The organism is Paenibacillus sp. 1781tsa1, from assembly GCF_024159265.1.
Lineage (GTDB): Bacteria > Bacillota > Bacilli > Paenibacillales > Paenibacillaceae > Paenibacillus.
In genome coordinates this window covers 7038425-7052554 of sequence record NZ_JAMYWY010000001.1, presented here as the reverse complement: position 1 = coordinate 7052554, position 14130 = coordinate 7038425, and the positions used below count along the sequence as shown (strand labels likewise).

General features: G+C 44.0%; 10 protein-coding genes. All 10 read left to right on the top strand.

The window, feature by feature from the left end; all coding sequences use genetic code 11:
* Nucleotides 1-698: 698 nt before the first annotated feature.
* The 10 genes from NKT06_RS31440 to NKT06_RS31395 all read left to right on the top strand — a co-directional run bounded on the left by NKT06_RS31440 (nucleotide 699) and on the right by NKT06_RS31395 (nucleotide 14013).
* Nucleotides 699-1688, top strand: coding sequence for an ABC transporter ATP-binding protein (locus NKT06_RS31440; protein WP_124118694.1), 990 nt, complete (start codon nucleotides 699-701; stop codon nucleotides 1686-1688).
* Between the two features lie 14 nt (nucleotides 1689-1702).
* Complete coding sequence (locus NKT06_RS31435) at nucleotides 1703-2635, top strand: ABC transporter ATP-binding protein (protein ID WP_301290236.1); 933 nt, start codon at nucleotides 1703-1705, stop codon at nucleotides 2633-2635.
* Between the two features lie 7 nt (nucleotides 2636-2642).
* Nucleotides 2643-3605 (top strand): oligopeptide ABC transporter permease, encoded by a 963-nt coding sequence (opp4B, locus tag NKT06_RS31430; protein WP_253442276.1) that lies wholly within the window; start codon nucleotides 2643-2645, stop codon nucleotides 3603-3605.
* Nucleotides 3606-3634: 29 nt separating this feature from the next.
* On the top strand, nucleotides 3635-4540 hold the full coding sequence (locus tag NKT06_RS31425) for an ABC transporter permease (protein ID WP_253442274.1): 906 nt from the start codon (nucleotides 3635-3637) through the stop codon (nucleotides 4538-4540).
* Between the two features lie 19 nt (nucleotides 4541-4559).
* On the top strand, nucleotides 4560-6386 hold the full coding sequence (locus NKT06_RS31420; RefSeq protein ID WP_253442272.1) for an oligopeptide ABC transporter substrate-binding protein: 1827 nt from the start codon (nucleotides 4560-4562) through the stop codon (nucleotides 6384-6386).
* A 252-nt stretch (nucleotides 6387-6638) separates the two neighbouring features.
* The gene (locus NKT06_RS31415; RefSeq protein WP_253442270.1) at nucleotides 6639-7529 is read left to right on the top strand and encodes a D-alanyl-D-alanine carboxypeptidase family protein; all 891 of its coding nucleotides are present in this window, start codon (nucleotides 6639-6641) and stop codon (nucleotides 7527-7529) included.
* A 120-nt stretch (nucleotides 7530-7649) separates the two neighbouring features.
* The gene (locus NKT06_RS31410; RefSeq protein ID WP_253442268.1) at nucleotides 7650-10079 is read left to right on the top strand and encodes a S9 family peptidase; all 2430 of its coding nucleotides are present in this window, start codon (nucleotides 7650-7652) and stop codon (nucleotides 10077-10079) included.
* Between the two features lie 228 nt (nucleotides 10080-10307).
* Entirely contained in the window at nucleotides 10308-11897 is a 1590-nt protein-coding gene (locus NKT06_RS31405; RefSeq protein ID WP_253442266.1) for an MFS transporter, read from the top strand.
* 472 nt (nucleotides 11898-12369) lie between these two features.
* Nucleotides 12370-13404 carry an LCP family protein gene (locus NKT06_RS31400; protein WP_253442264.1) on the top strand — a complete coding sequence of 345 codons (1035 nt, stop codon included), beginning with the start codon at nucleotides 12370-12372 and terminating at the stop codon, nucleotides 13402-13404.
* Between the two features lie 183 nt (nucleotides 13405-13587).
* Nucleotides 13588-14013 (top strand): CBS domain-containing protein, encoded by a 426-nt coding sequence (locus tag NKT06_RS31395; protein ID WP_091035263.1) that lies wholly within the window; start codon nucleotides 13588-13590, stop codon nucleotides 14011-14013.
* Nucleotides 14014-14130: the final 117 nt, after the last annotated feature.

Below are 14130 nucleotides of genomic sequence, written 5' to 3'. Positions count from 1 at the left end.
AAATATTAGATAAGCTCTGCATTATGCAGGGCTTTTTTCTTTCTTTTGTAAAATAAATGATAAAAGATGACAATTTGGTCTTTACATTAGCAAATAAATAAAACTATACTAGAATAACTAGATTTTTTACTTTGATCGCACATATTATTTCAAATATAAGCATGGTGGCTCCAAATGAATAAATTTCAACTATAGTTCGAGATATAATCAACACTTTAAATATAACATTTACCTCACGCTAATTTAAGAATATCTACTCAAATCAAAAGATAAACATACAACTCATGTAACTACTATGTTATGTATATGTTAAATTGACCAATTGCCTATGTGCACCTCACATCTAAAAACATGAAAATACCTCCCCAAACCCTTGCTATATGCCTTTATAATATTACTAATATCCAAATCTGTGGTATAAAAAACATTTATACCAAAAATCTCAAAATAAGCATTGACGTTAGCTAAAATTACACGTATGATTACATTAATTATTTTGCTGTATAATTCCACTAGGAATTATCAACATTAATTGACCAATGGTCTAAATATAAGTCTCTTAAACTAGTTTCTCCTAATGATTTGGTATTTTGTATAAGCTATTGTTCGTTATCTTCAAGAACTTGGAAATATACAGTGGATGCATTCCTCTACACACGAATACAATCTACGGAAATTATGGGGTTAGGGTGATTGATTTGAATACAGAGCTATTGGAAGTCAGAAATCTAACAACATCATTCAGAATTGAAGATGACTATTATGCAGCAGTGGATCACGTTAACCTTAAGGTGAAGAAAAATGAAGTATTGGCGATTGTAGGTGAATCCGGGTCAGGTAAAAGCGCTTTTGCATTCTCTCTTATGGGTTTGCATAACAAAGCAAAAATCGAAGGCCAGATTCTCTATAAAGGACAAGATATTGCCAACATCTCCCCAAGCAAGTTGAACAAGCTACGCGGCAAAGAAATGGGTATGATTTTTCAGGATCCATTGTCTGCGTTAAATCCTCTAATGATTATTGGTGAACAGATTGAAGAGATCCTTACACTTCATCAGTCTAAGCTGTCTTCCAGAGAGAAGAGAGAAAAGGTTATTCACTTATTGAATCAGGTAGGGATTCCACGTCCCGAACAAATATACAAGCAGTATCCCCACGAATTATCTGGTGGTATGAGACAGAGAATTGTCATCGCCATTGCGATTGCCAACAAACCGGAACTACTCATAGCCGATGAACCAACGACGGCGCTTGACGTTACGATTCAACTACAGATACTGGAGCTGATCCGTGATCTGAAGAATGAAATTAACGCAGGCATTATTCTGATTACACATGATTTGGGTGTTGTGGCTGAGATGGCTGATCGCGTTGCCGTAATGTACGCAGGCGAAATTGTTGAAATCGCAGATATCTTCACATTGATGAACGATGCGAAGCATCCATATACCCGCTCATTGTTGAACTCTATTCCAACCCTGTCTGAAGAAAGATCCAAATTGCATGTCATCCAAGGCATCGTACCATCACTCAAAAATCTTCCTCGCAAAGGGTGCAGATTCAAAGCCCGAATTCCATGGATTAGTGAATCGGCTCATGAAGAGAACCCGCAGATGCATGAAATTGCACCAGGTCACTTTGTACGGTGTACCTGTTACCAGCACTTTCATTTCCCTGACCAAAGCTGAGGAGGAATAACATAATGGCATTACTCGAAGTAGAAGGGCTCAAGATACACTTTCCGATTCGCGGTGGATTGCTTAAACGGGAAATTGGCAGTGTAAAGGCTGTTGATGATGTGAGCTTCTCCATTGAACAAGGACAGACCTATGGTTTGGTTGGCGAATCAGGTTCAGGCAAGACAACAACAGGCAGAGCCATTATTGGGCTGAACCATGTCACTGACGGAAAGATTCTGTTTGACGGCAAAAACCTGGCTACGGAGCGACGTAAAAACAGGCAGCTCCAGCGGGATGTACAAATGATTTTTCAAGACCCATATTCATCATTGAATCCAAAGAAGCGGGTTATCGATATCATCGCTGAGCCGTTTCGTAACTATGAGCGTCTCACAGCTACCGAGGAGAAAAGACAAGTAAGAGAATTACTTGAAAAGGTTGGCTTGAGTCCGGAATCAATCTACAAATATCCGCATGAATTCTCAGGGGGGCAGCGTCAACGGATCGGCATTGCACGGGCTATTGCACTGAAGCCGAAGCTGATTATCGCTGATGAACCTGTATCTGCACTGGATGTATCGGTACAGGCTCAGGTACTTAACTTCATGCAGGAGATTCAAAAAGAGTTAAATCTGACGTATCTGTTCATCAGTCATGATCTGGGCATCATCCGCCATATGTGTGACGAGATAGGAATTATGTATAAAGGTCGATATGTGGAACAGGGCACAACGAGTGATATTTTTGAGAATCCGCAACACATCTATACCAAACGTCTTATTGCAGCCATTCCGGATATGGACCCAACCAAACGAGAGGAAATGGTAGCCTTCCGTCAACAGGTCAAGTCCGAGTATGAACATTCATACCGAAATTTCTTTGATGAGGAAGGGCTTGCATACTCGCTCCAATCCATTTCCGATACTCACCGAGTAGCTCTACCTCAGAAAGGTTGAAGGCCATATGTGGAAAACGATAGTACGCAGAATTATCATAATGATCCCTCAGATCTTTTTACTAAGTCTTTTGGTCTTTCTGATGGCCAAGGCCATGCCGGGTGACGCGCTAACCGGATTGCTTGATCCAAGCGTTGATCCCAAAGCATTGGAAGCCCAGCGAGAGAGACTGGGATTGAATAATCCATGGTACGTGCAATATTGGGACTGGATCAAAAACGCCATCCAAGGTGATTTTGGACAATCTTTCCGTTTCAAAATGCCGGTTACAGACCTGATCGGCCAACGTGTAGCAAACACATTCTGGCTCGCACTGGCGACACTTGTACTGACTTATCTGATCGCTATTCCACTGGGGATCATCAGTGGTCGTTACAACGATACCTGGTCTGATCGGTTGATCACTGGATACACCTACCTGGGCTTCGCCGCACCATTGTTTATCTTTGCACTGGTGATGGTATGGATCTTCGGATTCCACTTCGGCTGGTTCCCGACGGGGGGAAGCGTTGCGCCAGGACTTACACCAGGCACATTCAGCTACGTGATGAGTAAGTTCTATCATCTATTATTGCCGGCATTATCCATGGCACTGATTACAACGGTATCTACCGTTCAATATTTGCGCAGTGAAATCATTGATATCAAACATAAGGAATTCGTTATTACTGCGAGAGCCAAAGGCGCTTCAGAATCCCGGATCTATAACAGACATATTTTGAGAAACTCGCTATTACCTATCGCCGCATTTTTCGGATATGAGATTACGGGGCTTATCGGTGGTACGGTATTTATCGAAAGTATATTCAGTTATCCAGGTATGGGGCAGTTGTTCCTGAATTCCATCTCATTGCGTGACTTCAGCGTTGTAACTGCACTTGTATTGTTATATGGCGTAGCTTCCATTCTCGGGGCATTGCTTTCTGACATTATTCTAGGAATTGTAGATCCACGTATACGGATCAAGTAAGAACTTGAAGATTTCGGGGTGAAAACAAGATGAGCAAGGCCAACGAGGTAGTTGTAACTTCACAAAAGGTTGATAAAAGCCCCTCCAGTTTGAGTATTTTATGGAGGGAGCTTGTCAGAGATAAGGTGGCACTAATCTCGCTCATTTTCTTGGGCTTGGTCATGTTGCTGGTATATGGCACGTCTCTCATTCTGAATCAGGATGATATCGTACGCGTGGATCTGTTTGCCTTATATGAACCACCATCCGCTCAATATTGGCTTGGAACGGACTATGGAGGTCGTGATGTATTTGGTCAACTGGTCATCGGTACACGTAACTCGCTGACCATTGGAATTATCGTAACGTTAATGACTGGTTTCATAGGTATCTTAATTGGCCTTTTATCCGGTTATTTCGGTGGAATGATAGACAACCTGTTTATGCGTGTTGTTGACTTCTTCATGATCCTTCCGATGTTGATGATTGTTATCGCGTTTGTTACAGCAGTACCCAAATACAATATCATCTCGTTCTCTTTAATCATGACGGCATTTCTCTGGATGGGTATTGCCAGATTGATTCGCTCCAAAGCATTACAGGAACGGGAACTGGACTATGTAAAAGCTTCAAAAACATTGGGCTCTTCTCATCTGAAGATTATGCTCTCACAGGTTCTTCCGAATCTGAGCTCCATTATCATCGTAACGATGACATTGAATCTCGCTGCCAACATTGGCCTCGAATCCGGGCTGTCTTTTCTGGGATTTGGTTTTCCCGAAAGCACACCCAGTCTTGGAACACTCGTAAGTTATGCACGTAATCCGCAAACCCTGGAATCCAGATGGTGGATATGGCTACCCGCATCGGTGCTGATCCTGGTATTGATGTTGAGTATAAATAATGTCGGTCAAGCCCTAAAGCGTGCGACTGATGCAAGACAAAGAAGAGGTTAAAAAAAGGGAGGAAAGGTTCATGAAAAAGGGATTATTTTCACGGGGACTATTTTTCACGATGATGCTGGTCTTTGTATTGGTGCTCGCAGCGTGCTCTGAGAAAGAAGCAGCTACTCCAGCTCCGGCTACCAACACAGAAGAGGGAAAAACAGAGGAAAAACCTGCTAATGAAGAGGGCGTTTACTCCATTGAAGACTTCAACAATGTCAAAACGAATGAAGGTACTGCGATCGAGGGTGGATCGATTACATTCGGACTTGTATCGGATACTGCTTTTGAAGGTACACTGAACTTTAACTTTTATTCCGGTAACCCGGATGCACAAGTTCTTCAATGGTTCGATGAAGGCTTGCTGACTTGGGATAAAGATTATGTGTACACCAATGATGGTGCTGCAACATATGAGACTTCCGAAGATGGCAAAACGTTCACACTGACCATTCGTGACAACGTAAACTGGCATGATGGCAAGCCGGTAACGGCTGAAGATCTGCAATTTGCTTATGAAGTGATCGGTAACAAAGCGTATGATGGTCCACGTTACGACTCCAACTTCACTAGTGTAGTGGGTATGGACGAGTATCATGCTGGAAAAGCAAAAACAATCTCTGGTATTAAAGTGCTGAGCGACAAACAAATCAGCATTACGTATAAAGAATCTACTCCGTCCCTGCTGACAGGTGGCGTATGGACGTACCCACTGGCTAAACATATCTTCGGAGATATGGATGTAGCAAAAATGTCTTCTTCCAAAGAAGTACGTGAAAAACCAATTGGTTTTGGTCCATTTAAAGTGGATGTTATCACTCCAGGTGAGTCTGTAACTTTTGTTAAAAACGATGACTACTGGCGTGGAGCTCCAAAACTGGATAGTGTAACTCTGAAAGTTATCAACCCGACAACGGTTGTTCAAGAACTGAAATCTGGCGGGGTAGATCTCGTGGATGCATTCCCGACAGACCAATACAAAGATAATGCTAACCTGTCCAATGTAGAATTCCTGGGCGCAATCGATCGTGCTTATACGTACATCGGTTTCAAACTGGGTACGTGGGATGAAGAGAATGGAAAAGTTAAAAGCAATGCCGAAGCAAAAATGGGCGACAAAAACTTGCGTAAAGCAATGTGGATGGCTGTAGATAACGATCAAGTTGGTAAACGTTTCTATAATGGCCTGCGTTGGAATGCAACAACCCTGATTCCACCGTCTCACCCAGAATTCCATGATGCTAACAATCCGGGTGTAACGTATGATCCAGAAGCAGCGAAAGCTTTGCTTGATGAAGCTGGTTACAAACTGGATGGTGAATTCCGTACGAATCCGGATGGAACACCACTCGAAATCAACTTTGTATCTATGACTGGTGGCGACACAGCTGAGCCATTGGCACGTTATTATGTTCAATCATGGGCAGCTATTGGTTTGAAAGTAAACCTGGAAATGGTTGAATTCAACAGCTTCTATGACCGTGTAGGTAACACAGGTAAAGATGATCCGAACATTGATGTGTACCAAGCAGCATGGGGTGTTGGTATTGACGTAGATCCATCTGGCCTGTACGGTCGTGATGCACTCTACAACTTCTCCAGATTCTCCAGCGAAGAGAATGACAAATTGCTAGCACAAGGTATCTCTGCTGAAGCATTCGATGTAGACAAGCGTAAAGAGATCTACAATCAATGGCAGCAATACATGGTAGATGAAGTTCCTGTATTCCCTACACTGTATCGTGCAGTTGTAGCACCAGTTAACAAACGTGTAATGAACTATGCGATTGGTGATGGAACAGGTGTTTACCTGAGCGACCTGCAAGTTAATGCAGACAAAGCAGTTGTAGCTGAGTAAACCTTTCTTCCATTAGCAGCTGTAAGGATTGGGGTCCTTTAAGAAGTCGGTTGCTAGATTATGATGAAGAATTCTCCTAGGAAATTGAACTAAAGTGTCTTTAAAAACATGGATTCTGTACACTCTGGCATGGGTGTATGGGGTTCATGTTTTTTTTGTAACCAAAAAATAAAAAAAATTTAACTTTTTTTCAAAAAAGTGCAGACAAAATGCCTCTTCACTTCGTCTATATAGGTAAGAGGTGATCATCTTATGAAAAAATGGTGGAAACGGGCAGGTATGCTGCTGGCTCTGCTGCTCATTATATATTTGGGTGTGAAACCGGACATGCTGGTAGGCAAACCGGGAATTAAAGCTGAATCTGCGGTGTTAATGGATATGAACTCTGAACAGATCTTAATGGATTTTAACGGCTCCGAAGAAATTGCGCCGGCAGGCGTCAGTAAGTTGATGACAGAACTGCTAGTGATGGAGGCCGTGATCAATGGTGATATTGGCTGGAATGATCTTGTGAATGTGAGTCTGTATGCCAGCTCCGTGGGGGGCAGTCAACTGACCCTGAAACAGGGAGAGCAATTCACCGTTCAGGAATTATTCGAGATCGTAGCTGTTTATTCAGCCAATGATGCCACTGTCGCTCTGGCTGAACATATCAGTGGTTCAGAGCAGAAGTTTGTGCAGCAGATGAATCAGAAAGCTTCTCAGATCGGGCTGTCTGAAAATACACAATTCACGAATTCAACGGGCCTCAGTGAAAAGCTGCTTGGTCCTAACCGTCCGATGGAAATACAAGGGCAAACCTTAATGACGGCTATAGATGCATGCAAACTTGCGCGATATCTGCTGAATAACCATCCCGAGATTCTAAGAATCTCCAGCCAAATGCAAGTATCGATGCATCAAAAAGGGATGTACATGAGCAACACGAACTGGATGTTGTCCTCCATTGGTGGGCCGTATGCTTACGATGGAAATGACGGATTAAAGACTGGTTATGATGAAGATTCCGGATATCATTTTGTGGGGACAGCTGAACGTGATGGCAAAAGACTGATTTCAGTTGTATTTGGGACGGATACTCGTGAAGGGCGCTTTGTGGAGACGCGGAAGTTGTTCAACTATGGATTTTCGGGCTCAAAATAAGATCTGACATGAGCATCTTCAAGAAAACCCATCTCGCTGTTAACTTATGGTTAGTCATGGTAAAATGACTTACGTATAATTCCATATTATTATGTAATTCACTTTAAAGGGGGAGATTGTTTGAACGCAATTAGTAAAAAGGTATACGCTCTCACGCTTACCATGGCCATGTCCATCACACTGATTCAACCAGCTGTACAGGCGGCCGAAGCCGTTATACCTACAGCCTCTGTCTCGGAGGCCATTGCTTCCAAGGCAACACAAACACTACAGCAACTGGGATACATAGATGGTACGACAGATGGCATGACCCAATTAACGACTCCAATCACCCGTGCGGAGGCAGCAATCATTCTGCAACGTGTACTTCAACTGGATACGCCCACAACACTTACAGGTTTTGCAGATGTTTTGCCGGAGAATGAAGCTGCGCCTGCAATCTACGCATTAAAGCAAGGCGGATTCATTCAAGGGAAGGCCAAAGGTTATGCCCCCGATGCTCCACTTACACGTGCACAGATGGCATCGTTGTTTACACGTGCATTCGAACTGAAAGATAACGGAATTCAGGTAGTTTATAGTGATGCCGATCAGATTCCAGCTGTGCATGCAAATGACGCTGCGCGAGTGAAACAGCATTTTATTATCGAAGGTAGCGCATTTAACGCTAAACAGTCAGTCACCCATGGAGAATTCGCTGATGCACTGTATCTGGCGCTTGAACTTGATGTGAAATCGGATGGTCTGACACCTCTGGAGGACTTCTTCAAACAGCCTGCTCAAGCAGGGTTCCAGATGTCACCGGACGGTAAACATCTTGCTTACCTGGAGCCATGGAACAACCGCATGAATATCGTAGTTACTGCAAACGGTCAGGATAAGCCTGTACGCATTACGAGCGAAACAGAACGTAATATTGCAGGATTTGCGTGGGCGACCAATGAAAAGCTGCTCTATGTACAAGATAAGGCAGGCGATGAGAATTACCATATATATGTCACGGATATCGATGGTAAAAACAGCAAGGATCTGACGCCATATCCTAACACAAGAGCCATCCTGGTAGATCCGCTTGAGAATATTCCTGATGAAATTTTGGTAGGCATGAACAAGCGTGATCCGCGCATTTTCGATGTGTATCGGATTAACATCAAGACTGGGGAGGCTGTACTTGCTGCAGAGAACCCGGGTAACATTACGGGCTGGCTGACGGATCACGAAGGTAAAATTCGTGTTGCCGTGTCCAGTGATGGCAATGTGTCTTCGTTACTGTATCGTGAATCAGAGGACAAAGAATTTGAGCCGCTTCTGACAACGAAGCTTGGAGAGACTTTTGCTCCAGTCATGTTCACGTATGATAACAAAAATATCTATGCGATATCCAACTTGGAGCGAGACAAAACGGCGATTGTTGAGTACAGCCCAAGCAGCAAAAAGGTAACCAAAACCATCTATGAAAATAAAGATGTGGATGTAAGCAACTTCGTACCTTCCAAAGAAAAAGGGACCATTCTTGCTGCTGTATATGAGACTGATAAAGTGAACTATGAATTCTTTGATCAAGAGTTCAAAACGCTAATGCAGGATATCAAAGCGAAAGTGCCAGGCAAGGAAGTTAGTATCAGTAGCATAAGTGAGGAAGGCCAAGTATTGTTCGTAGCGTATAGTGACAAAGCGATGGGGACGTATTATTACTACGATTCCAAAACAGGCAAACTCGATAAACTGGCTGATGCCGCACCTTGGATTGCTGAGAGTCAAATGGCGGATATGAAGCCTATTACGTACAAGTCACGTGATGGTCTGACCCTTCATGGTTATCTAACACTGCCTCAAGGGGCTGAGACTTCTAACCTGCCATTGGTGGTTGTTCCACATGGTGGTCCTTGGGCACGTGATTCATGGGGCTTCAATCCTGAGATTCAATTCCTTGCAAGCCGTGGTTATGCGGTACTTCAGGTCAATTTCCGTGGTTCCACGGGATACGGCAAGGAATTCCTGGATGCAGGCAATAAAGAGTGGGGCAAAGCGATGCAGAACGACCTCACAGACGGTGTAAACTGGCTGGTTGAAGAGGGGACGGTTGATCCAAAACGTGTAGCCATATATGGAGGATCTTACGGTGGATATGCCGCTCTGGCAGGACTGGCTTTCACACCGGATGTCTATGCTGCTGGCATCAGCTATGTGGGACCTTCCAATATCTTCACCCTTCTAGACTCACTTCCACCTTATTGGGAGTCAGAGCGTAGTATGTTCTATGAACGTGTAGGAGATCCCGTGAAAGACAAGGAACTGTTAACGGCGATTTCACCGCTCTTCCACATCGATCAGATGAAGGCTCCATTATTCGTGGTTCAGGGCGCTAATGATCCACGTGTCAAACAAGCCGAGTCAGACCAGATTGTTGAAGCATTACGCAAGCGTGGAGTCGATGTACCCTATATGTTAAAGACTAATGAAGGTCATGGCTTTGCGAACGTGGAGAATCAGCTTGATCTGTACCGTGCGATTGAGAAATTCCTGAATCGTCATCTGATGCAGCCATAATACGTTAGACATGAGGGCTGTCCCGCAGGTTTTATCAAACCTGTGGGCAGCTTTTTTTATCGAATCAGAGGTAAATTAAGCCATATAACCATATTATTAAATTGACATATGGTTTTCTTTTGTTTTAAAATGACCGGTGAGTCATTATTATTCAATTCAGTTTAATATATATGTATCAAACCAACTGTACGATACTGAATTTAAGATCTGATCGGGAGGTAACATGTGATGCAAAAACAAATGAAATGGCCGCTGGTCCTGTTTGCCATAGGAGTATTTATGGCTGCGCTGGATAACGGAATCATCACCTCTTCACTGACCACCTTAAATGCATCATTTGGTGTGTCGCCAACTTGGGGAGCATGGACGATTACGCTCTACACGCTTGGACTTGCGGTGAGTGTTCCGATTGCAGGCAAACTGTCTGACCGTTATGGTCGCAAAAAACTGTTTTTGATAGAAGTGGCGTTGTTTGGGATCGGGTCCCTGCTGGTTGCGCTAAGCACTTCGTTTACCTTCTTCCTGATCGCTCGTGTCATTCAAGCTTTGGGCGGTGGGGGGATATTTATCATTGCCAGCTCCTACGTGCTAAGCAAGTTCCCGGCAGAGCGTCAAGGTACAGCCTTGGGTCTGCTAGGAGGTATGAATGGTGTTGCGGCCATTTTGGGGCCGAATATCGGTGCTTTTATACTGGACATTACGGGCAACTGGCACTGGTTATTCCTGATCAACGTACCTATCGCCATCTTGCTATTCATTGCAGGTATTCGATATATTCATGAAGAGCAGGAGCTTATTCGTGCAGCAGTGGACTGGAGCGGTATTGCTGTCCTGACGTTGGGTGTACTCAGTTTAATGTATAGCTTCAGCAATCTGGACGGTGTGAACATGATTCAAAGCCTGGGATCACCGATGTTCTACGGCTTTTTCTTGGCAGGTGTAATCATTCTGGTGCTCTTTTATTTCATGGAAAAAAGACTGGAAGGATCTGAACGTGAACCTGTTGTATCGACACAACTTCTGGGCATTGCGTCCTTTCGTTGGACGCTGTTGATTGCCTTTTTCTCGGGAGCCATTCTGGCCTCGGTGATCTTTATTCCCGGTTTCGTTGAACAGTATCTCGGCGTATCCAATACGGCTTCCGGGTACTGGTTTACTCCGCTCGCGCTGGCATCCGGCATTGGGGCGGGTGGAGGTGGCTACCTCGTTGACCGCAAAGGGCCAATCTGGACGTTATCGGTTGCGGGGCTCTTATCTGCCATTGGATTCCTGCTGTTCCCGCTGTGGGTGGAGCATATCTGGCAATTTGTCATCGCGAGTACGCTCGTAGGTATCGGTTTTGGCATGATGCTTGGTGCGCCAGTTAACGTACTTGTCACAGAACAGGCAGGGGAGAACAACAAAGGCATCGCGGTAGCGACCAGCTCGTTATTCCGCCAGATGGCGATGGCTATTGCACCTACCATTTTTGCCGGATTCCTGGCACGTTCTTTCACTAATCTGGGGTCCAACATTCAAGCAGGATTTGCTGATAAAGGAATTCAGGTGTCGCCTGAAATGCTGCAACAATATGCGTCAGGCGGAGCATCAGGTAGTGATGTCTCCAGTCTGACTGAGGGCCTGTCCCAGATACCTGATGAAGGTATCCGTGATGTGTTACTTCAGGCACTGCATCAAACGACAGGTGAGGGTTACAGTGGACTTTTCTGGTCTGCGGTTATATTCAGCGTGCTTACGCTGGTGGCTGCGCTTATAACGGGACGTCTGCGTCATAAAGAGAAGAGGCATCATGTGGAAAGTGTATCCACGAACCGATAACATCATGTGTGAAAATGAAGAGAACAGTGTACTTTTTGAAACTAAAAAGGAGTCGCTGTTCTTTTCAATTTAACCGGATTGTAACTTTTCTTCCTCCCGCAATGATTACAATAGAACGAGCGTAAGCGGTGTCTTGATTCCAGAGAGAGAAAACTTCAGAGGACACCGAGTCACAAGGCATCCCAGACGTTTAATTGGTATTATATAAGTTCAACGAATCGTTACACTGCATCACTGCGAGTTCAGAGTAACCTTCCGATCGCTGTTATCCCCAGATTTTTTGATTTCCTTTCCAAAGGTTAAAATCCGGTGATAAAGGCGAAGCGTATGCTTTCGATGTAGCTTTCTTTCAGAAAGCTTTTAGCTACGCTTCTTCAGGTTTTCTCTGACCTCTCCGTTATTTGTGTAAATATTTAGATGAAACTTATATAGCCAGGCAGTATCATTTTCATAGTGAAGAAGGAATCAATGGATGAAAAGCAGAACTAAAGATAAGAAGAAGAAAAGAAGAAAAGGCCTATATATAACGCTCGTTTCACTTGTTGTTTTGTTAATCGGAGGTTATTTGTTCCGTCAGCAGCTGGCTGTGGCGGCATTTGATCTGTTTCTCGCCGGTTCGGTAGAAGATCAGCTATCCCGCTCTTATGTACCGCAAGAAGGCAACAATACGCCTGATCCAACGGTATACCGTAAGGAACCTTTCTCCGTGTTACTGCTGGGTTCGGATAAACGTGCCTATGAGAAGACGCGTGGACGTTCGGACACCATTATCTATGCTGTAGTACGTCCGAAGGAATCCCGTGTGCTTCTGGTATCCATTCCACGTGATACGTATGTGCAGATTGTGGGACGGGATGCAAACAAGGACGGCGTAGATGATTATGATAAGCTGGCGCATGCCTATGCTTTCGGTGGGGAGAATATGTCCATCAATACGGTGGAGAAATTCCTTGATGCTGATGTAGGTTACTATGCAACGATCAACTTCGACGGAATCAAAAAAGTGGTTGATGCGCTTGGTGGTGTAAAACTGCCAATTGATGAGGACATTGTGAACAAAAACCCGGATCATGTGCAATTCACGATTGAAGGCGGTAAGCCGATCTATGACGGGCAGGAAGCATTGTATTATGTAAGATACCGTGAGGATAGTGATTTTAATCGTACCAAGCGGCAGCAGATTTTCCTGAACGCGATGGCGAATGAGATGCTCAATTTGAATCAAATCGCCAAAATTCCGGAATTGATTCAGATTATGGGAGACAGCTTCCAGACCGATATGCGAGCTTCTTTTATTATTGATCTGGCTAAACAGGTGCTTACTCAGGAGAAACCGCAGATTTCAAGCTTCACCATTCTTGGTGAGGGGATGAAAAAAGATGGTATCTATTATGGCCAGGCTGACGAGAAAGATGTCCAATATGCCAAAGAGCTGATTAACAACTGGATGGATCAATCGACTCCAGCCGGTGAAGTAATGATCCCTGACCGGCAAAAGATTGAATAACCAATTCCATACCGATGATGTGTAGTAGACCACAATCAGCAGTACGTTTATTCGCGGGCTGCTGTTTTTTTCCCTGTAGTGAGAACTATGATCCTTTTGGAACATCCTGCGTTCTAATCCGTATAATATAAGTTGAGCGAGATAAGTTGAACGAAGAAATTCACAAGGAGGATACACAAGGGTATGAACATCGCATTTTTTTTGCTACCCAAACAAGAGGTTACGTGTGTGACGTCGGATTCTACGCTGCGGCAAACGTTGGAACGAATGGAATATCATCGTTTTACGGCGGTGCCCATTTTGAATAAAGAGGGCAAATATATTGGTACGGTTACCGAAGGTGACTTACTGTGGTATATGAAGAATGCCGAGGGAAAGATTTCATTTGAAAACGCTTCAAAATTCTTGCTCAAAGACGTTCCACTTCGCTTGGATATTAAACCCGTATCCATTGACGCCAACATGGAAGACCTGATTAATCTGGCTAAAGTTCAGAACTTTGTTCCTGTGGTCGATGACATGGATCGGTTCATTGGTATTGTCAGACGGAGTCAGATTATTGAGTACTGCGAGGGCATTGTAGCCAAAGAATCGATCAAGGCTAAGTAAGGCTGTACCGAATTTAAACATTATTGTGTCGTGAGGGATAATCACAGCCGTCCGGTATCATGTTAAACTTAAGAAGTGCTGAACCAAGGGCGCATTCGAAGCTTTTGAAAAATATAT